Raw genomic sequence first — 20320 nt, forward strand, 5'->3', positions numbered from 1 at the left:
ATGTCGTCCCGCCAGCATAACCACGACGAACGCGCGCAGCTCGATCTGTTCCGGGCGCTCCCCGGCGATCTCGCGCCGCGCGATGCGCAGGACCTCATGGCGTATCCGTTCTTCTCGCTCGCCAAGTCGAAGCGCCTGGCGCCGATCGACTTCAAGTCGGGCTCGGTCAAGATTCGCGTCGAAGCCGTGCCCGAACATGGCATGGCGACCATCTGGGACGCGGACATCCTGATCTGGGCTGCCTCACAGATCGTCGAAGCGCGCGACGTCGGCCTGCGCCCGTCACGCCTCATGGCGACCACGCCCTATGAGATCCTGAACTTCATTGGACGCGGCGTCTCGCTGCGCGATTACGACCGGCTGAAGGCTGCGCTCGACCGACTTCAATCGACAACCATCGCAACCTCGATCCGCCAGCCGACCGAGCGGCGGATGCATCGGTTCTCCTGGATCAACGAGTGGAAGGAGCGCGCCGATCACCGCGGCCGGCCGCTCGGGCTCGAACTGATCGTGCCGGACTGGTTCTACGGCGCCGTCCTCGACGATGCTCTGGTCCTCACCATCGACCGCAACTATTTCGGCCTGACCGGCGGGCTGGAGCGCTGGCTCTACCGCCTCGTCCGCAAGCATGGTGGTCATCAGGAGCACGGCTGGAGCTTCGACTTTCCGCATCTCCACGCCAAGTCTGGCAGCCTCTCGCCGCTCAAACATTTCGCCTACGACCTGCGCGACATCGTCCGCCGACAGCCGCTGCCTGGCTACCGCCTGACCATCGAGCAATGCGTCGGCGGTCCCGAAATCCTGTCCTTCGTACCAACCGATCCCGACGCGCTCGGCATCCCGCGCCGCCGTCGCCGCGCGACAACTCGCCCTGGGGATAAGCTGTGAATCATCTCGTGCTATCAGGGACCGACACTATCGTGCCATCGGGGACCGGACTCTCGTGCTATCGGGGACCGAAATCGCCGATTCATCGTGCTGAATCAGCAACTTGCGAGCCCCGTAACTTATCTAACCAGAATTACTACGTAATTCTTCTAACGCAGACCGCGATTTTCGCCGCTGTGGACGAGTCCCCGATCGCCGGGAGACCGTCATGATCGTCGCGCTCCTCAACCAGAAGGGCGGCGTCGGGAAGACGACGCTCGCCCTGCATCTCGCCGGTGAATGTGGGCGCAATGGCAGGCGCGTGACCCTGATCGACGCCGATCCACAGGGCTCGGCGCTCGACTGGTCGCAGCAGCGCAGCCGGGAGGGGTTGGAGCGGCTGTTCGGTGTCGTCGGCCTGGCGCGCGACACACTCCACCGCGAAGCGCCGGAGCTGGCACGCGACGTCGATCACATCGTCATCGACGGACCGCCTCGCGTCGCGGGGCTGATGCGCTCAGCACTGCTCGCCGCCGACCTCGTGCTGATCCCGGTGCAGCCATCGCCGCTCGACGGCTGGGCGTCGGCCGAGATGCTCACGCTGCTCGGCGAAGCGCGGATCTACCGCCCGGACCTGAAGGCCCGGTTCGTGCTGAACCGCTGCGCTGCGCGCACCGTGCTGGCGCGCGAGACCGCCGAGACGCTCGCCGATCATGATCCGCCGCCGCTCTTGACCACCATCGGCCAGCGCATCGCTTTCGCCGAAGTCGTGCAGACCGGCCGGATCGCCGCCGAGCAGGACGATACATCGCCCGCGGCGCGGGAGATCGCCGCGCTCGCCGCCGAAGTCACGAGGATCGGGACATGAGCGAGCGGTCCCCGAAACGCACCTTCGCCGCTCGTCCGGCCGATCCGGAAAGCTGGATCAAGGCGCCAGTCCGTTCCTCGCCGCGCGCGGAAGCTACCGCCGACTTCACCGCCAGGCTGACGATCGACGTCACCGCCGACATGCGCGGCCGGATCAAGATCGCAGCCTTCCAGCGCGGACAGACCGTCGCCGACATGCTGCGCACCCTGTTCGAGCGCGAATTCCCAACCAGCGAAGGAGAGCCACGATGACCGGCGTCGCCGATGCATCGGTGCGCAGCGGTATGCCGCGTGCGCTCGCCGCTGATGTCCCGACCCATGTCGAACTGACGTGGATCGAGAAGAAGATCGAATCCTGGATCAGGTTTGGGCGCGAAGCCACCGAACAGATCCTCGACCGCCGCCGTCGGGTCGTGTCGTTCGCGCCGAACAGCGTCTTCGCCTTCGTTCGCTGGACCTCCAACGATTACGGCACCGCGCTGTCGCGCCTCGACATCGTGCGCGCCGTGCATGCCGATGAGCGCTGTCAGACGCTGCCGTTCGTGCAGCCCGGCGGCGACATCCTGCTGCGCGCCGATGGCTGGCCGAAGGTCGAGCATGTGCTCCAGCTCATCGACGCGATCGAGGCGCGCGGCATCAATCCGATCGCAGTTTCTCCCGACCACTGGCGTCATGTCCATAATCGGCTGACTGCCGGCGAAGCGCCGCGCGCCTACGACGCGCAGCAGCACCGCGCCTTCCTGCTGCGCCGGGAGATTGGCGCATGACGCGGCTTGCCTACGCCTTCGTCACGACGGCAGCCGTGTCGGTGCTCGGCATCGCGTCGTTCGTCTCGTTCGCACCAAAGCTGATCTGGAATGCGTCGGCCAGCACGCCGATCGGGCTCTATGCGATCGGAGCACCTGGCCGGCTCGATGTGACGGATCTGGTCGCAGTGCGCCCGCCCGAGCCGCTCGCGACCTTCCTCTCGGACGGCGGATATCTGCCGCGCGGCGTGCCGCTGCTGAAGCACGTCGCCGCACTTCCTGGGCAGCGCGTATGCCGAGCCGGGCTCGCCATCACTGTCGACGCCGTGCCGCTGGGCGACGCGCTGGACCGTGATCGCCGCGGTCGCCCGCTGCCGGTCTGGCAGGGCTGCCGCATGGTCGCGGACGGCGACCTGTTCCTCATGAACTGGGAAGTCCGCGACAGCCTCGACGGTCGCTACTTCGGCCCGCTCCCCGCCAGCTCGGTCATCGGCCGGGCCATCCCTGTTTACACCGACGAGGACGGCGATGGCCGCTTCGTCTGGCGCGCGCCGACGCGGTGACGGCACGCCCATGACCTTGTCCACCGCACAACCATGGAGAAAACCATGTCTCTAATCGGTCAATTCACGCCCGACGATTCCGGCTTCATCGGCCATTTGCAAACGCTCTTGTTGCAGCAGGACATCATCATCATTCCGGCCGAGGCCTCCGATGCCGAGAATGCGCCGGATTTCCGCGTTCATGTCTTCGACGGTATGAACAACGAACCCGGCGCTGAGATCGGTGCGGGTTGGAAGCGCACCGGCGAGAAGGCTGGCGACTACGTCTCGCTGCAGCTCGACGACCCGACATTCAGCCAGCCGGTCCGCGCCAATCTCTTTCAGTCGGGCGACGATAAGTCCACCTGGGGCCTGCATTGGAATCGGCCGCCGAAGCGCGGCGAGCGGGACTGAGCGATGCCCGTCATTCGCTCGCAGCCTGTCGTTGGAGGGAGGAACGCCCTCCGACGCACGGCCTTCCTTCTCCTTTCCGGCCTGCTGTTCGCTGTGCCGGTTTCAAGCCCAGTGATTGCCCAGCAGATGCCGGCCGATCGGCCGTCGCGCAATGATCAGTATAGCGCTTTCATTGCCGAAGCGGCGCAGCGTTTCGGCATCCCCGAGGCGTGGATTCGCGCCGTCATGCGCGTCGAAAGCCGTGGCGATGTGCGCGCTATCTCGTCTGCCGGCGCGATGGGTCTGATGCAAATCATGCCGGCCACCTGGGCCAGCCTTCGCGTCCGTTACGGCCTCGGCGCGAACCCCTACGATCCCCGCGACAACATTCTGGCGGGCGCGGCGTATCTTCGCGAGATGCACGACCGCTACGGTTCGCCGGGCTTCCTCGCGGCCTACAATGCCGGGCCCGGGCGCTACGAAGAGTCTCTCGCCGGGCGTCCATTGCCCGCCGAAACGCGCGCCTATGTCGCCATGCTCGCACCGCTCGTCGGCGGCGGCGAGATCACTGCCCCCGTCATGGTGGCTGCCGCCGATCCGCTCGCCTGGACCCGTGCGCCGCTCTTCGTCGTGCAGCCGGCGAGCAGCGCGACAGTCGGTCGGGCGCAGCGTGAAAGCGCGCCCGACGACGCAGCAGCGCCAGCCCCGGCGCGCGATCCAAACGCGATTGCGCCACGCACTGATGGGCTGTTCGTTGCTCGCAATGCATCCGGCACCCCCCGATGACGGCGTTCGCACCTCCTCGGGGAATGGCGTGCTCTGGCGGACAAATGGTGGTCCGGAGAGGAGAAGCAGGCAACACAACCGCACGATGGCGAGATAAAAGCGCGCGATGTGCGGCTTGGTGCGGTCGTGTGTTTTCAGAGGCTTATGGCGCATCCGCGCGAGGTGCGCCTGATTGGCGCGGCCTGCACTATCGCGATTTTCGCAGGGATTTCCTCGGCTTTGCGCGATGTGCGGGGTCGCGGCCATGAGCGGCGAGGACGATTTCCGCATCCGGCCAGGCCGCATCCGCTCGACCCGCGCGCAAGCTGCGCGGCCCTTCATCGCCCAGGCGCTGGCGGCCGCCCAGCGCGCCGGCGGCAGCGTCTCGCGCTCCGGCAAGATCAGCTCGGGCAACCGATCACGGTTCGGGCGCGGCCAGCGAGCGACGGTGCAGGCCAACCGGCTGCTCACCAGCCGATCGCGCAACACGGTCATAAAGACCCGCGTTGTCCGCCATACCGCTCGGGCCGCACCGCTCTCCGCCCATCTCAGTTATCTGCGACGCGATGGCGTCACCCGGGATGGGGAGAAGGCCAAGCTGTTCGGTCCGGAGACCGAGGACGCCGATCCCAAAGCCTTCGCCGAGCGCACCCAGGACGACCGCCATCATTTTCGGTTCATCGTCTCGCCCGAGGACGCGACCGAGATGTCCGACCTCAAGACCTTCGCCCGCGACCTCATGGGCCAGATGGAAAAGGACCTGGCTACCCGCCTCGACTGGGTCGGCGTCGATCACTGGAACACCGTCAACCCGCACGTCCACATCATCCTGCGCGGTCGCACCGATGACGGCCAGGACCTCGTCATCTCCCGCGACTATATCAAGGAAGGCATGCGCGCCCGCGCACAGGATCTCGTCACGCAGGAGCTGGGGCCGCGCACCGATCACGAGATCCGCCGCAATCTCGAACGGCAGATCGGAGCGGAGCGCTGGACCAATCTCGACCGGCAACTTTCCCGCGACAGTTTTCGCACCGGCGTCGTCGATCTCGCACCGCACCCCGACCGCCAGCCCGACGAATTCCATGCGATGAAAGTCGGCCGGCTGCGGAAGCTGGAGACGCTCGGCCTCGCCGATCAGGTCGGCCCCGGCCAGTGGGTCGTGGCCGAGAATGCCGAGGCGACGCTGCGCGAGCTGGGCGAGCGTGGCGATATCATCAAGCGCATTCATCGCGGCCTGACCGAGCGCGGAATCGAGCGCGGCGCCGCCAGCTACGTGCTCGCCGGGGAAAGCCTCGACGATCCCGTCATCGGCCGGCTGGTCGATCGCGGTCTCGACGATGAGCTGAAGGGCACGGCCTACGCCGTGGTCGATGGCACCGACGGGCGAACCCATCATATCAAGCTGCCCGACCTCGATGCTGCCGGCGACAGCGCGCCGGGCTCTATCGTCGAGCTGCGCAAGTTCGATGACGCGCAAGGCCGCCGCCGCGTCGCGCTCGCCATACGCTCCGATCTCGACATCGAACGGCAGGTCAGTGCCACCGGCGCCACCTGGCTCGACCGACAGGCGATCGCCCGCGATCCTGTCGCGCTCGGCGGCGGCGGCTTCGGCGCCGAGGTGCGCCAGGCGATAGACCGGCGGGCCGACCATCTCGTCGGCCAAGGCCTTGCCGAGCGGCAAACCCGCGGCGTCAGCTTCTCGCCGGGGCTGATCGACAAGCTGCGCCAGCGCGAGGTGGAAGCATTGGGCGAGAAGCTTGCGGCCGAGACCGGCCGCCAGTTCTCGAAGGCCGGAACGGGTGAGTATGTGGCGGGCGCCTATCGCCAGCGCTTCGCGCTCGCCTCCGGCCGCTTCGCCATGATCGACGACGGTCTCGGCTTCCAGCTCGTGCCCTGGTCGCCGTCCCTCGAACGGCATCTCGGTCAGCATGTCTCCGGCGTCTCTCGCGGCGCCGGTGGCATCGACTGGAGTTTCGGCCGCAACCGCGGCCTCGGCATGTAGCCGGAATCAAGAAAGGAGTGCCCGCCATGTCGGCGACCAAAATTCTCTGGGGCCAAATCCTCACCGTCGGCTTGATCGTGCTGATGACAACCTGGGGTGCGACGCAATGGACCGCCTACCGTCTCGGCTTCCAGCCGCAGCTTGGGCATCCCTGGTTCGAACTCGCTGGTTGGCCGATCTACTATCCGCCGTCCTTCTTTTGGTGGTGGTATGCCTTCGACGCTTATGCCCCGCCGATCTTCATCGAAGGCGCCTATATCGCAGCGTCCGGCGGCTTCATCTCCATTGCCGTCGCGATCGGCATGTCCGTCTGGCGGGCGCGTGAAGCCAAGAATGCCGAGACCTTCGGCTCCGCCCGGTGGGCCGATGCCGGCGAGGTCCGCGCCGCCGGCCTGCTGGGCGTGGATGGCGTCGTCCTCGGCAAGTTCGATCGCGACTATCTTCGCCATGACGGTCCCGAGCATGTGCTGTGCTTCGCGCCGACGCGATCGGGCAAGGGCGTCGGCCTTGTCGTGCCGTCGCTATTGACCTGGCCGGGCTCCGCCATCGTCCACGACATCAAGGGGGAGAACTGGACGCTCACCGCCGGCTATCGCGCCCGTCATGGTCGCGTGCTGCTGTTCGATCCGACCAATAAGAAATCGGCGGCCTACAATCCGCTGCTCGAGGTGCGCCGCGGCGAATGGGAGGTCCGCGACGTCCAGAATATCGCCGATATTCTGGTCGATCCGGAAGGCTCGCTGGAGAAGCGGAACCACTGGGAGAAAACCAGCCATGCGCTGCTGGTCGGCGCGATCCTGCACGTCCTCTACGCCGAGGCCGACAAGACCCTGGCGGGCGTCGCCGCCTTCCTCTCCGATCCAAAGCGGCCCATCGAGTCGACGCTCGCCGCCATGATGAAGACAGCCCATCTCGGCGAGGCAGGCCCGCATCCGGTGATCGCCAGCGCCGCGCGCGAGCTGCTGAACAAATCCGACAACGAGCGGTCGGGCGTGCTGTCGACCGCGATGTCGTTCCTCGGGCTCTATCGTGATCCCGTCGTTGCGGAGGTCACGCGCCGCTGCGATTGGCGCATCGCCGATATAGTCGGCGGCAAGCATCCGACCACGCTTTACCTCGTCGTGCCGCCCTCGGACATCAACCGGACCAAGCCGCTGATCCGCCTCATCCTCAATCAGGTCGGTCGACGGTTGACCGAGGATCTGCAGGCGAAGGGAAACCGGCATCGGCTGCTCCTGATGCTCGACGAGTTTCCGGCGCTCGGCCGCCTCGACTTCTTCGAGAGCGCGCTCGCCTTCATGGCCGGCTACGGCCTCAAAGCCTTCCTCATCGCACAGTCGCTGAACCAGATCGAGAAGGCCTACGGGCCGAACAACTCGATCCTCGACAACTGCCATGTGCGCGTCAGCTTCGCGACCAATGACGAACGGACCGCCAAGCGGGTCTCGGACGCGCTCGGCACCGCGACCGAGATGCGCGCCATGAAGAATTATGCTGGCCATCGCTTGTCGCCCTGGCTTGGCCACATGATGGTGTCTCGCTCCGAAACGGCCCGGCAACTGATGACGCCTGGCGAGATCATGCAGCTCCCGCCGGCCGACGAAATCGTCATGGTGGCGGGCACCCCGCCGATCCGCGCGAAGAAGGCCCGGTATTATGAGGATCGCCGGTTTCAGGAGCGCATTCTGCCGCCACCGACGTTGGTGAAATCGACAACCGCCCGACCGGATGATTGGAGCAAGCTGCCCCTTCCAGCGACGCCGGCCTTATCGCTGGCGACCGGCGGCGAGCCCGGGTCGGACGAGGATACGACCGATTCCGAGCGTCGGCATCAGCCGGAGCTGAGCCGCGCGAAGCTGGTCGAGCCGAATAAGCCGATCGAGAACGAGTTCGAGATCGATCCCCGCGACGATGCCGACGAGGACGCCGCACGCCTCTCGCGCATGAACCAGACCATGCGCCAGGTGGCGCGGCAGGCGTCGCTCGACCCCGGCGATGGCATCGATCTTTAGGAGGCAACCATGGTGAAGCCTCCCAAAAAGCAGCGGCTGTCGGTGTATCTCGAACCGGATGTTATGAAGGCTCTTGCCGCACACGCCGCGCGCCGCGATCAATCCCTCTCGCTGATCGCGGAAGCCGGTATCGCCTCTTTCCTGTCGCCTGACGCCGCCGAACGACAGGAGGCGGCCACGACCAAACGGCTCGACCAGCTCGACCGGCGCATGGCGCGGATGGAGCGCGACCTTGGCATAGCCGTCGAAACGCTGGCCGTGTTCGTTCGCTTCTGGCTGACGACCAACCCGCCGCTGCCCGAGCCCGCGCAGGCTGCGGCGCGAGCAAAAGCCGGCGAGCGGTATGAGGCATTCGTGACCGCGCTCGGCCGGCGACTCGCGCAGGGGCCGAAGCTCAGGCAGGAGATTTCCGAGGACGTTGTGCCTACCGAGGAGGCGGAGTGAATCTACCTTTCTCAAACCTGAATCGATCGCGAGCCAACCGTCAGCTGGCGGAACGTGACGCTGCTAATCGCAACGGCGAAGTTGGGTGGAAGTTTTCGGTCCGCTTCGGGAGTCGATAGGCTGAAAGCGGACCCTCATTCGAGCACGTGTGGTGACAGAGCTTGGCATGCGGCCTTGAAAGCCTGATCAAACATTGTGGTCTGAACGCAGTGTCCGGGTCGACTCTCACCGTTCCGCCACGGCGATGAGTGCCGTCGAGGGGATCGGTAGGGCCGGTCGATCACCGGTCATTCGCCTCACCTCGGCAATCACCGCCACCTTGTCCGAGTCGCTCAGGCTGGTCCAGTCAGGCGACATACCGAACAGCGTGTCGGGCTCCTCGAGAGCCGCGACATCGAGCGTATAGTCATGGATCACGCTCTCGATCTGCGGATCGCGAAAGCCCGCCGCGACCAGTTCGCGGGCGAAATCCTCAGGATCGCTCATCGCTCGCACCGCCTCGGGCATTGCCATTCCCGCGCGCTCGGGGAACAGTTTTTGCCGAATCTGGCCAAGGAGCAGGAAAGTCGCTGCACCCCGGTCTTGCCAAGTCGCGACTATGCCGTATCCGCCAGGCCGCGTAACCCGCCGCATCTCGGCCAAGCCCTTGCGCCAATCGGGAAACATGATCACGCCAAAGATCGAGAAGACGGCGTCGAAACTCTCATCGGGCAGGTCGAGCGCCTGTCCGTTCATCACCCGCGTCTCGACATTGTTCAGCCCTGCAGCGGCCACGCGCGCCACCATACCGGGTGAAAAGTCGGTTGCCAGTACCTTCGCCCCGCTCCGCGCTGCCGCCAGTGCAAGCGCGCCTGTCCCGGTTGCCACGTCGAGCACATGACTTTCGGGCGTTAGCGCGACGCGCGCGAGCGCCGCCTCGGCAAAGCGGGCGGTGAAAGGATGCGCGGTTTGCTCGTAGTGGCTGGCCGCTGTGTCCCAGTGGTCTGGGTTTTCGAACTCTCGCATTCTATCGACTCCACGAATCATGTAACTTTATGAGTATCATGATCGTATGGGCTTGCCCATCGCTGGAGGGATGTGAAGGATCGAAAGATGCAAAACGACAGCCGTCTTTCCCGGATGCTGCACGTGCTGCTCCATATGGCGCGGCATGAAGGGCATATGACGTCGAATGCGATCGGCGCGATGCTCAGGACCAATCCGGTCGTGGTGCGTCGCACGATGGCCGGGCTGCGCGACGCGGGCTATGTTCACTCAGACAAGGGTCATGGCGGTGGCTGGATTATCGCGTGTGATCTCGATCGCGTGTCGCTGCTCGACGTCCACCGAGCGGTCGGTGGCCCGAGAATATTCGCGATCGGCAACGAAAATTCCAACCCGGAATGCGCGGTCGAGCAGCTCGTCAACGAAGCGGTGGGAGATGCCTTGCGCGACGCCGAGGCACTGCTGGTCGAGCGGCTGGGCGCGGTCAGCCTCGGCGAACTCAGCCGGGGCTTTGACACACGCTGTGCTGCGGCTCTTAACGCGCCAGCTTCCCGGCATAGGTGAAGCGATACTAAGCGCCGGACATTGGTGGCTGCGGTGCGTCCGCTCTTGGCACGAAACCTTTCTCGACACTACCTAGTTCTCGATGACTCGCAGCACCTCGGGCGGCGCACACACCAGATCGATGGCCAAAATCTCGTTCGGTGACGTGCAAATAGTCAAGCGTTCCGCCGTTTCCTTGTATTACTACGCCACAGTACGACGACCACATGATGGTTGTTGTCAGATCATAATTTCTACCTCTTCTACTCGTCCCCGATCCAGGGCCGCATTTCGCGGACCCACAAGAGAACGGGGACGACGTGGCGGCCACTCATCAGAAATCGGAGGCGATCCTTCGCGGTGCGCGCATGCTGCGCACCGCGCTCGGCCCCGCAATCGCCCGGTTTCTGGAAGACCCAGCGATCGTCGAGGTGATGCTCAACCCCGATGGGCGGCTCTGGGTCGACCGACTTTCCGAAGGGCTTTCCGATACGGGTGAGCTGCTGTCGCCGTCGGACGGCGAGCGGATCATCCGCCTGGTAGCCCACCATGTCGGCGCCGAGGTTCATCCCGGCGCCCCGCGTGTCTCGGCCGAGCTGCCGGAGACGGGGGAGCGGTTCGAGGGGCTTCTGCCGCCCGTCGTTTCCGCGCCGGCCTTCGCGATCCGCAAGCCCGCCGTCGCCGTATTCACGCTAGAGGACTACGTCGCCGCCGGGATCATGGTCGCCGATCAGGCCGAGACCTTGCGCAAGGCCGTCACTGAGCGGCGTAACATCCTCGTCGCCGGCGGCACCTCGACCGGCAAGACCACCCTCACCAATGCGCTGCTGGCCGAAGTCGCGAAGACCTCGGATCGTGTCGTCCTGATCGAGGACACCCGCGAGCTGCAATGCGCCGCGCCCAATCTCGTCGCCATGCGCACCAAGGACGGCGTCGCCTCGCTCTCCGATCTCGTCCGCTCCTCGCTCCGACTGCGCCCCGATCGCATCCCGATCGGCGAGGTGCGCGGAGCGGAGGCGCTCGACCTGCTGAAGGCCTGGGGCACCGGCCATCCCGGCGGCGTCGGAACGATCCACGCCGGCACCGCGATCGGCGCCCTGCGTCGCATGGAACAGCTCATCCAGGAAGCCGTCGTCACCGTCCCGCGCGCACTGATCGCCGAGACCATTGATCTCGTCGCCGTGCTGTCCGGCCGAGGCGCGTCGCGCAGCCTCACCGAACTAGCCCGCATCGAGGGTCTCGGCCCCGACGGCGACTACCGCGTCACCCCCGCAAGCCAGCCCATCACAGGAGACCTGTCATGATCAAGCATGCCCTGCGCATCCGCCGACACATCGCCACCACGGTATCCGTTACCTTTCTCACGCTGGCGCTCGCCCCCGCTGCCTATGCCACCGGATCCTCAATGCCGTGGGAAGCGCCACTGCAGAAGATTCTCGAATCGATCGAGGGGCCGGTCGCCAAGATCATCGCCGTAATGATCATCATCATCACCGGCCTGACCCTCGCCTTCGGCGACACGTCGGGGGGCGCCCGCAAGCTGATCCAGATCGTCTTCGGCCTGTCGATCGCCTTCGCCGCGTCGAGCTTCTTCCTGTCGTTCTTCTCGTTCGGCGGCGGGGCGCTCGTCTGATGGCCGACGGCGCGGATCATGGCGGCGAGTTGCCGGGCTTTTCGGTGCCGGTCCACCGGGCGCTGACCGAGCACATCCTGCTCGGCGGCGCCCCGCGCTCGCTCGCCATCCTTAACGGAACGCTGGCGGCCGCGCTCGGCCTCGGCCTGCGTCTCTGGCTGGTCGGCCTCGGTCTCTGGGCCGTGGGGCATTTCGCGGCCGTCTGGGCGGCCAAGCGCGATCCGCAGTTCGTCGACGTCGTGCGCAAGCATTTGCGCATCCCCGGTCACCTGTCGGTCTGAGGAGCGACCCCGATGATGAACCTCGCCGAATATCGCAACCGCAACACCCGCCTTGCCGACTTCCTCCCCTGGGTCGCGCTGGTCGGCGAAGGCATCGTGCTGAACAAGGACGGCAGCCTGCAGCGCACCGCGCGCTTCCGCGGTCCCGATCTCGACAGCGCCGTTCCGGCCGAACTGGTCGCCGTCGCCGGCCGGCTCAACAATGCCTTCCGTCGCCTCGGCTCCGGCTGGGCGATCTTCGTCGAGGCGCAACGCCATGGCGCCGCGACCTATCCCGCCAGCATGTTCGCTGACAGCGCGTCCGCGCTGGTCGACACCGAACGCAAGGCCGACTTCGAGGAAGCCGGCGCACATTTCGAATCCAGCTACTTTCTGACCTTCCTCTATCTGCCGCCGGCCGAAGATGCGGCACGGGCCGAAACCTGGCTTTACGAGGGCCGCGATCATGCCGGCGTCGACGCGCATGAGATCCTGCGCGGCTTCGCCGACCGCACCGATCGCATCCTCCAGCTCATCGACGCCTTCATGCCGGAATGCGCCTGGCTCGATGACGGCGAGACGCTGACCTACCTGCACTCGACCGTCTCGACGAAGCGGCATCGCGTCCGTGTCCCAGAGACGCCGATGTATCTCGACGCGCTACTGGCTGATCAGCCCTTGACCGGCGGCCTGGAACCCAGGCTTGGCGATGCGCATCTGCGCATCCTCACCATCGTCGGCTTCCCGACTGCAACGACGCCCGGCATCCTCGACGAACTGAACCGGCTCGCCTTTCCCTATCGCTGGTCGACGCGCGCAGTGCTGCTCGACAAGACCGACGCCACCAAGTTGCTGACCAAGATCAGGCGGCAGTGGTTCGCCAAGCGCAAGTCGATCGCCGCCATCCTCAAGGAGGTAATGACCAACGAAGCCTCGGCGTTGGTCGACACCGATGCGGCCAACAAGGCCGCCGATGCTGACATGGCGTTGCAGGAGCTGGGCGCCGACTATGCCGGTCAGGCCTATGTGACGGCGACGATCACCGTCTGGGACGATGACCCCCGCATCGCCGCCGAAAAGCTGCGGATGGTCGAGAAGGTCATCCAAGGCCGCGACTTCACCGCGATGCCCGAGACCATCAACGCCGTGGATGCCTGGCTCGGCTCGCTGCCCGGTCATGTCTACGCCAACGTCCGGCAACCGCCGATCAACACATTGAATCTCGCCCATATGATCCCGCTGTCGGCGGTGTGGGCGGGCGAGGTGCGGGACGAGCATTTTGCGGCGCCCCCGCTGCTGTTCGGCAAGACCGAAGGCTCGACCCCGTTCCGGCTTTCCATCCATGTCGGCGACGTCGGCCATACGCTGATCGTCGGTCCGACCGGCGCTGGCAAGTCCGTGCTGCTGGCGTTGATGGCGCTCCAGTTCCGGCGTTATCCGCAAAGCCAGGTCTTTGCCTTCGACTTCGGCGGATCGATCCGTGCCGCGGCCCTCGCCATGCGCGGCGACTGGCACGACCTCGGCGGCGGGCTCACCGAAGGGTCGGATGACAGCGTGGCGCTTCAGCCGCTGGCACGCATCGACGATGTCGCGGAACGAGCATGGGCTTCCGACTGGCTGGTCGCGATCCTGGCTCGCGAGAGCGTGCCGGTCACACCCGAGGTCAAGGAGCACCTCTGGTCGGCGTTGTCTTCGCTGGCATCCGCCCCGATCAACGAGCGTACGTTGACGGGTCTGTCCGTGCTGCTTCAGTCCAACGATCTGAAACAGGCGCTGCGGCCCTATTGCGTCGGCGGCCCCTATGGCCGGCTGCTCGATGCCGAGGCCGAGCATCTGGGTGAAGCCAATGTTCAGGTCTTCGAGACCGAAGGGCTGATCGGCACCGGCGCCGCTGCCGCCGTGCTTGCCTATCTCTTTCACCGCATCGAGGATCGCCTCGACGGTCGCCCGACGCTGTTGATCGTCGACGAGGGTTGGCTCGCTCTCGACGACGAGGGTTTCGCCGGCCAGCTCCGCGAATGGTTGAAGACGCTGCGCAAGAAGAACGCCAGCGTCATCTTCGCAACGCAGTCGCTTTCCGACATTGACGGCTCGGCAATCGCGCCCGCCATCATCGAAAGCTGCCTGACCCGTATCCTGCTCCCGAACGAGCGCGCGATCGAGCCGCAGATCACCGCCATCTATCGCCGCTTCGGCCTCAACGATCGGCAAATCGAGATCCTCGCGCGGGCGATGCCCAAGCGTGACTATTACTGCCAGTCCCGCCGCGGCAACCGCCTGTTCGAGCTAGGCCTGTCCGACGTTGCGCTGGCACTCTGCGCCGCGTCCTCGAAGCAGCACCAGGCGCTGATCGCCGCGGTCCACGCGCGCAGCGGCACGGACGGGTTCCTTGCCGAATGGCTTGCCGAGAACCGTCTCGCCTGGGCCGCCGACCTCATCGCCGACCTTACCAACGTCACCCCCCAAGCCGATCAGGAGGCACACCCATGACCCGTTCCGTTCGTTCCCACTCGCGCGCGCTGCGCATGACAGCCGCGCTGCTCACCGCGTCCGTTTCCACGATCCCTTTTCTGTCGGCACCCGCGCACGCGCAGTTCGGAGGGATCGTCTACGATCCGACGAACTACGCCCAGAATCTGCTTACCGCCACGCGGGCGCTTCAGCAGATCAACAATCAAATCACCTCGCTCCAGAACGAAGCTACCGGTCTGATCAATCAGGCGCGTAATCTTACAAGCCTTCCATTCTCGTCTCTCCAGCAGCTTCAGCAGTCCGTCCAGCGCACTCAGCAGCTTCTCGGCGAGGCGCAGCGCATCGCCTACAATGTCCAGAATATCGACCAGGCGTTCCGCACGACCTACGGCAATGCGTCGATGTCGGCCTCGGATCAGCAGCTTGTCGCCGGCGCGCGCGACCGCTGGCAGAACACCATCGGCGGCCTGCAAGACGCCATGCGTGTCCAGGCCGGTGTTGTCGGCAACATCGACACGAACCGGACTCAGATGTCGGCGCTGGTCGGTCAGAGCCAGGGCGCGACAGGCGCGCTGCAAGCCACACAGGCCGGCAATCAGCTCCTCGCCCTGCAGGCGCAGCAGCTCGCCGATCTCACCGCCGTCGTCGCCGCCAATGGTCGGGCACAGAACCTTTCCGAAGCGGAACGCGCCGCCGCGGCCGAACAGGGCCGTGAACAGCGCCGCCGCTTCCTGACGCCGGGCACAGGCTATCAGCCCGGCAATGCCCGCATGTTCCCGAACGGCAATTGAGAGCATGGCAATGGACGGCAAGATGCTCGCCCGGCTTGGCGCCGTCGTGTTCGTGGCGGTCGCGATCACCGCGACCGCGATCGAGATGAACCGGAAAGAGGAAGCGCCCGAGGCGTGGCCTTCCGGCCGGATCACCCAGGCGCAGGCTGATCCGCTGCGCGATGAGTTGATCCGCTGCCAGTTCCTCGGCGAAGCCGGTCCGCGCGATCCGGCCTGCCTGCGCGCCTGGGCGGAGAACCGCAACCGCTTCCTCGCACCCGGCGCGCGACCTGCCGAGCGCCTACCGGACATGCCACCAGCGCCGCGGGACAATGCCACCGCCCAACCGAACCGCACCGATCAGCCGGCCGTCGAGCCCGCCACGCCGATCGCGCCACCGCAGATCGACGAAGCGAGATAACATCATGGGCGGCACCGGCGTCATCGACCATTTCCTCGAGGTCTTCACCCGTTACATCGATAGCGGCTTCGGCCTGCTCAGCGGCGAAGTCGCGTTCATCGCCACCACGCTGATCGTCATCGATGTGACGCTGGCGGCGCTGTTCTGGTCATGGGGCGCCGACGATGACATTCTGGCCCGCCTGGTCAAGAAGACGCTGTTCGTAGGCGTTTTCGCCTACATCATCGGCAACTGGAACAACCTCGCCCGCATCATCTTCGAAAGTTTCGCCGGCCTCGGCCTGAAGGCCAGCGGCACCAGCTTCACGACGGCTGATCTTCTGCGCCCAGGCAAGGTCGCGCAGACCGGATTAGACGCCGGCCGCCCACTGCTGGACTCGATCTCCGGGCTGATGGGCTATTGGTCGTTCTTCGAGAACTTCATCCAGATCGCCTGCATGTTCCTCGCCTGGGGGTTGGTGCTGCTCGCCTTCTTCATCCTCGCCATCCAGCTCTTCGTCACGCTCATCGAATTCAAACTGACGACACTCGCTGGCTTCGTGCTGATCCCCTTCGGCCTTTTCGGCAAATCGGCCTTCATGGCCGAGCGCGTGCTGGGCAACGTCATCTCCTCCGGCATCAAGGTGCTGGTTCTGGCCGTGATCATCGGCATCGGCTCGACGCTTTTCTCCGAATTCACGTCCGGCTTCGGCGGCGCAACGCCGACGATCGACGAAGCGATGGCGATCGTGCTCGCCGCCCTGTCGCTGCTCGGCCTCGGCATCTTCGGTCCCGGCATTGCCAGCGGCATCGTCTCTGGCGGCCCGCAGCTCAGCGCTGGCGCCGCGGTCGGCACCGGCCTCGCCGCAGGCGGCATGGTCGCGCTCGGCGCTGGCGCCGTCGGCGTCGCCGCCTCCGGTGGCGCGGCCCTGGCCGGAGGTGCTGCCGCCGCCGCTCGTGGCGGCGCGGCAATCGCTGGCGGCGCGTCCACCGCCTACAGCCTTGGCGCAGCCGGCCAATCCGGCGCCGCCGGCGTCGCATCCGGGCTCGGTGGTGTTGCCCGCGCTGGTGGGAGCGCGGCCGTCTCACCACTTCGGAGAGCCGCATCCCGCGCCGCCGAAAGCATGAAATCCAGCTTCAACGCTGGCGGCAAGGCCGCGTTCGAGGCGACCGGCGGCTCTTCCACCATGGGCTCGATCGGCGGTGACACCGCCGGTGACGGCCCCGCTTCCGCCGGTTCCCCGAACGCTGGCGACCCGCCCGCCTGGGCGCAGCGCATGCGCCGCTCGCAGAGCATGACCCATGCCGTGCAGGCCACGGCCCACGCCGTCCGCTCCGGCGACGCCCATGGCGGCGGCTCTTCCGTCAATCTTTCCGAAGGTGATCGCTGATGTTCAAACGACCCTCCACACATTACGGCAAAGCCGCCGAGCCCGAGACGCCGTACCAGCGCGCCGCCCAGGTCTGGGACGAGCGCATCGGGGCTTCACGCGTTCAGGCGAAGAACTGGCGGATGATGGCCTTCGGCTCGCTGATCCTGTCGGCCGGGTTTGCCACCGCGCTCGTCGTGCAGTCGGCACGGGGCACGATCGTGCCATGGGTCGTGCAGGTGGATCGGCTTGGCCAGGCTCAGGCGGTCGCGCCCGCCGTTGCCGACTACCGGCCGACCGATCCCCAGATCGCTTTCCACCTCGCGCGCTTCATCGAGCAGGTCCGCTCGATCCCGTCAGACGCGATTATCGTCCGCCAGAACTGGCTGCGCGCCTATGACTTCACGACCGATCGCGGGGCGATGGCGCTGAATGACTATGCACGTTCGAACGACCCCTTCACCAAGGTCGGCCGCCAGCAGGTCGCCATCGACGTCTCCAGCGTCATCCGCGCTTCGCCCGACAGCTTCCGCGTCGCCTGGGTCGAGCGCCGCTATGAGAACGGGCAGATCGCCGAAACCACGCGCTGGACCGCGATCCTGACGATCGTGGTGCAGATCCCGCGCAACGCCGACCGGCTCAGGGCGAATCCGCTCGGCATCTATGTCAACGCCATCAACTGGTCACGGGAGCTTGGGCAATGAAGCCGTCTTTCCGCAAAGTCGGCAATCCGGCTTCACACATCATCGTATTCCCGGCTCTGCGCAAATCCGCACTGCCGTTCGTGCTGCTGGCGACGACGGCGCTCGCCGGATGCGCCACTACCACACCGCCGCCGGAGATATCCTACGACAACGCAGCGCCCGCGGTTCAGACCGTCGATCCGCCCGCGCCCGTCACCGTTGTCGAACTGCCGCGCCCGCTGCCGCTACCCGGCCAGTTGCAGCGGGTCGAGCCATCCCGGCGCACGCCCGAACCCACTGATCCGACCGCGAGGGTGAACCAGGCCAATGCCGCCGCACGCATCCAGCCCGTGCGGGATGGCTTCATCAATTCGATGCAGGTCTATCCGTTCACGCAGGGCGCGCTCTATCAGGTCTATACCGCCGTGGGACAGATCACCGACATCGCACTGCAGCCCGGCGAACAGCTCGTCGGCTCAGGCCCCGTCGCCGCCGGCGACACCGTGCGCTGGATCATCGGCGATACCGAGAGCGGTTCGGGCGCGACGCGCCAGATCCATATTCTGGTCAAGCCGAGCCGCGCCGATCTGATGACCAACCTCATCATCAACACCAACCTCCGCACCTATCATATGGAACTTCGCTCGACCGAGCGGACCTATATGGCGTCGGTGTCCTGGCAATATCCGCAGGACCAGCTTATCGCGCTGCGCCGCCAGAACCAGCAGGCCGAGGCCGCCCAGCCGGTCGCGAGCGGCGTCGACCTCGCCAACGTCAACTTCCGCTACGCGATCGACGGCGATAGAGCGCCATGGCGGCCGCTACGGGCCTTCGACGACGGCCGCCAGGTCTTCATCGAATTCCCACGCGGGATCGGTCAGGGCGAGATGCCCCCGCTGTTCGTCGTCGGCCCGGAGGGAAACACCTCCGAACTGGTGAATTACCGCGTCCGTGGAAACTACATGATCGTCGATCGCCTCTTCGCCGCCGCCGAGTTACGCTTCGGTTCCAGCGATCGCCAGAAGCGCATCCGCATCACGCGCACCGACGGGAGGCCGGCCTCGTGAGTGACAACGAGCCCCGGAACGAGGAAACCCCGAGCGATGGCGGTCGATCCTTGACCGGCGAGCCGGTCAGTGCCGCGCCAATGCGGCTGCGCGCCGAGCCACCCCGTGTGACCCGGCTGTCGCGCAAGGTCCTAGCGGGCATCGGCCTGGTCGCCAGTGTCGGACTGGGCGGCGCTCTCATTTATGCGTTGCAGACCCGAGACGGCGGCCGGCCTAACGAGGAACTCTATTCGACGGAGAACCGCTCGACCGCCGATGGCCTCGCCGGATTGCCGCGCGATTATAGTGGCGTGCCTCGGCTGGGACCGCCACTGCCCGGAGATCTCGGTCGCCCCATCGTCGGCGCGCAGGAACGCGGTCAGTCCGTGCCGGTGCCCGGAATCGCTTCGCCCAATCCTGGCATCAGCCCAGAGGAACAGCGCAGGCTGCAGGAGATCGAGACGGCGAGAACCAGCCGGCTGTTCTCCGGAACCGAGACACGCGCTGGAGCCGCATCTGCGACTCCCGCCATCGCTCCGCAGCCCGCGCCCGACCTGGCTGGTCTCGGTCTTGCGCCTCAGCCGGCAACACCATCTGCGCAGGATCGCCAAAATGCGTTCCTGAATGCCGCAGCAGATCGCCGCACGATCGCCGCCGACCGAGTCGCGGCACCGGCGTCGCCGAACATCCTACAGGCGGGCGCCGTCATCGCGGCCGCGCTGATCACTGGCATCAGGTCTGACTTGCCGGGTCAGATCACAGCGCAGGTCACCGAGAACATCTACGACAGCCCGACCGGCCGCATCCTCCTCGTGCCGCAGGGCACGCGCGTCGTCGGCCAGTACGACAACAACGTGCAGTTCGGTCAGAGCCGCGTGCTTCTGGTCTGGAACCGGCTGATATTCCCGAATGGCCGCTCAATCGTCCTCGAACGCCAACCTGGAGCGGACGCAGAGGGCTATGCCGGACTTGAGGATGGCGTCGATTACCATTGGTGGGATCTGCTGAAGGCCGCAGGGCTCTCGACTCTCCTCAGCGTCGGCGCGGAGCTGGCGACCAACGATGACGATCGGCTGATCAGCGCGATCCGCAGTGGCGGCCAGGACACTGTCAATGATGCCGGTCAGCAGATCGTGCGTCGTCAGCTCAACATCGCGCCGACGTTGACGATCCGTCCTGGATTCCCCGTCCGAGTGATCGTCACGCGCGACCTTGTGCTTGAACCTTACAGAGCTCGATGATGACCAAATTGAAGCTCGGCCCGATAGTCGAAGACAAACCCATCAAGGTTGCGATTGAACTCCCGGTCTCCCTCCACCGCGATCTCGTTCGCTATGCCGAGATCCTGGGCCGGGAACAGGGCCAGACCATCCAGGATCCGGTAAGACTGATCGTACCAATGCTCGAGCGTTTCATCGCAACGGATCGAGGATTCACCAAAGCTCGGCGATCCGTGGCGATCTGACGATGGCGGAACTGTCGGTCAAGCTTCGAACGATGCCGACCTGGACAAGCCCGC

Annotated in this window: 23 protein-coding genes; 22 read left to right on the forward strand and 1 reads right to left on the reverse strand. The window is 65.9% G+C overall.

Features of this window, described 5'->3' with window-relative positions:
• From G4G27_RS00005 to G4G27_RS00050, 10 genes are all read left to right on the forward strand, one after another.
• Complete coding sequence (locus G4G27_RS00005; protein ID WP_183111006.1) at positions 1-888, forward strand: replication initiator protein A; 888 nt, start codon at positions 1-3, stop codon at positions 886-888.
• Between the two features lie 208 nt (positions 889-1096).
• Positions 1097-1735, forward strand: a complete 639-nt coding sequence (gene parA, locus G4G27_RS00010) for a ParA family partition ATPase (protein WP_183111008.1) — start codon at positions 1097-1099, stop codon at positions 1733-1735.
• Positions 1732-1986: a hypothetical protein gene (locus tag G4G27_RS00015; protein WP_183111010.1), complete on the forward strand. Its 255-nt coding sequence runs from the start codon at positions 1732-1734 to the stop codon at positions 1984-1986. The genes parA and G4G27_RS00015 overlap by 4 nt, the downstream gene beginning before the upstream one ends.
• On the forward strand, positions 1983-2501 hold the full coding sequence (locus tag G4G27_RS00020) for a DUF2840 domain-containing protein (RefSeq protein ID WP_183111012.1): 519 nt from the start codon (positions 1983-1985) through the stop codon (positions 2499-2501). The genes G4G27_RS00015 and G4G27_RS00020 overlap by 4 nt, the downstream gene beginning before the upstream one ends.
• Positions 2498-3043 (forward strand): S26 family signal peptidase, encoded by a 546-nt coding sequence (locus G4G27_RS00025; protein WP_183111013.1) that lies wholly within the window; start codon positions 2498-2500, stop codon positions 3041-3043. The genes G4G27_RS00020 and G4G27_RS00025 overlap by 4 nt, the downstream gene beginning before the upstream one ends.
• Positions 3044-3088: 45 nt before the next feature.
• Entirely contained in the window at positions 3089-3436 is a 348-nt protein-coding gene (locus tag G4G27_RS00030) for a DUF736 domain-containing protein (RefSeq protein WP_183113517.1), read from the forward strand.
• A gap of 126 nt (positions 3437-3562) precedes the next feature.
• On the forward strand, positions 3563-4201 hold the full coding sequence (locus G4G27_RS00035) for a lytic transglycosylase domain-containing protein (protein WP_345940663.1): 639 nt from the start codon (positions 3563-3565) through the stop codon (positions 4199-4201).
• A gap of 244 nt (positions 4202-4445) precedes the next feature.
• Positions 4446-6185, forward strand: a complete 1740-nt coding sequence (locus tag G4G27_RS00040; protein ID WP_183111017.1) for a VirD2 family relaxase/mobilization nuclease — start codon at positions 4446-4448, stop codon at positions 6183-6185.
• A gap of 26 nt (positions 6186-6211) precedes the next feature.
• Positions 6212-8197: a conjugal transfer protein TraG gene (locus tag G4G27_RS00045; protein WP_183113518.1), complete on the forward strand. Its 1986-nt coding sequence runs from the start codon at positions 6212-6214 to the stop codon at positions 8195-8197.
• Between the two features lie 9 nt (positions 8198-8206).
• Entirely contained in the window at positions 8207-8641 is a 435-nt protein-coding gene (locus G4G27_RS00050; protein WP_183111019.1) for a CopG family transcriptional regulator, read from the forward strand.
• Positions 8642-8866: 225 nt separating this feature from the next.
• On the opposite strand, the gene G4G27_RS00055 is transcribed toward G4G27_RS00050, so the two are convergent.
• Positions 8867-9646: a class I SAM-dependent methyltransferase gene (locus G4G27_RS00055; RefSeq protein WP_183111021.1), complete on the reverse strand. Its 780-nt coding sequence runs from the start codon at positions 9644-9646 to the stop codon at positions 8867-8869.
• Positions 9647-9733: 87 nt separating this feature from the next.
• Here G4G27_RS00055 and G4G27_RS00060 point away from each other — a divergent pair, with 87 nt between their 5' ends.
• From G4G27_RS00060 to G4G27_RS00115, 12 genes are all read left to right on the forward strand, one after another.
• Complete coding sequence (locus tag G4G27_RS00060; RefSeq protein ID WP_183111022.1) at positions 9734-10189, forward strand: Rrf2 family transcriptional regulator; 456 nt, start codon at positions 9734-9736, stop codon at positions 10187-10189.
• A 299-nt stretch (positions 10190-10488) separates the two neighbouring features.
• Entirely contained in the window at positions 10489-11472 is a 984-nt protein-coding gene (gene trbB / locus G4G27_RS00065) for a P-type conjugative transfer ATPase TrbB (protein ID WP_183111024.1), read from the forward strand.
• Positions 11469-11801: a TrbC/VirB2 family protein gene (locus tag G4G27_RS00070; RefSeq protein ID WP_183111026.1), complete on the forward strand. Its 333-nt coding sequence runs from the start codon at positions 11469-11471 to the stop codon at positions 11799-11801. Before trbB ends, G4G27_RS00070 begins: the two co-directional genes overlap by 4 nt.
• Positions 11801-12082 (forward strand): VirB3 family type IV secretion system protein, encoded by a 282-nt coding sequence (locus G4G27_RS00075; protein WP_008827607.1) that lies wholly within the window; start codon positions 11801-11803, stop codon positions 12080-12082. The genes G4G27_RS00070 and G4G27_RS00075 overlap by 1 nt, the downstream gene beginning before the upstream one ends.
• Positions 12083-12094: 12 nt before the next feature.
• The gene (gene trbE / locus G4G27_RS00080) at positions 12095-14551 is read left to right on the forward strand and encodes a conjugal transfer protein TrbE (RefSeq protein ID WP_183111028.1); all 2457 of its coding nucleotides are present in this window, start codon (positions 12095-12097) and stop codon (positions 14549-14551) included.
• Positions 14548-15324 (forward strand): P-type conjugative transfer protein TrbJ, encoded by a 777-nt coding sequence (trbJ, locus tag G4G27_RS00085; protein WP_183111030.1) that lies wholly within the window; start codon positions 14548-14550, stop codon positions 15322-15324. Before trbE ends, trbJ begins: the two co-directional genes overlap by 4 nt.
• A gap of 10 nt (positions 15325-15334) precedes the next feature.
• Positions 15335-15724, forward strand: coding sequence for a putative entry exclusion protein TrbK-alt (gene trbK-alt, locus G4G27_RS00090; RefSeq protein WP_183111032.1), 390 nt, complete (start codon positions 15335-15337; stop codon positions 15722-15724).
• Between the two features lie 4 nt (positions 15725-15728).
• A complete protein-coding gene (trbL, locus tag G4G27_RS00095) occupies positions 15729-17093 on the forward strand; it encodes a P-type conjugative transfer protein TrbL (protein WP_183111035.1) in 1365 nt (454 codons plus the stop codon).
• Positions 17093-17776, forward strand: a complete 684-nt coding sequence (gene trbF / locus G4G27_RS00100; RefSeq protein ID WP_183111037.1) for a conjugal transfer protein TrbF — start codon at positions 17093-17095, stop codon at positions 17774-17776. The genes trbL and trbF overlap by 1 nt, the downstream gene beginning before the upstream one ends.
• The gene (gene trbG / locus G4G27_RS00105; RefSeq protein WP_183111039.1) at positions 17773-18822 is read left to right on the forward strand and encodes a P-type conjugative transfer protein TrbG; all 1050 of its coding nucleotides are present in this window, start codon (positions 17773-17775) and stop codon (positions 18820-18822) included. Before trbF ends, trbG begins: the two co-directional genes overlap by 4 nt.
• Positions 18819-20042 carry a TrbI/VirB10 family protein gene (locus tag G4G27_RS00110; protein ID WP_183111041.1) on the forward strand — a complete coding sequence of 408 codons (1224 nt, stop codon included), beginning with the start codon at positions 18819-18821 and terminating at the stop codon, positions 20040-20042. Before trbG ends, G4G27_RS00110 begins: the two co-directional genes overlap by 4 nt.
• On the forward strand, positions 20042-20266 hold the full coding sequence (locus G4G27_RS00115; RefSeq protein WP_183111043.1) for a DUF2274 domain-containing protein: 225 nt from the start codon (positions 20042-20044) through the stop codon (positions 20264-20266). The genes G4G27_RS00110 and G4G27_RS00115 overlap by 1 nt, the downstream gene beginning before the upstream one ends.
• Positions 20267-20320 lie beyond the last annotated feature (54 nt).

This window comes from Sphingomonas sp. So64.6b, from assembly GCF_014171475.1.
GTDB classification, from domain to species: domain Bacteria; phylum Pseudomonadota; class Alphaproteobacteria; order Sphingomonadales; family Sphingomonadaceae; genus Sphingomonas; species Sphingomonas alpina_A.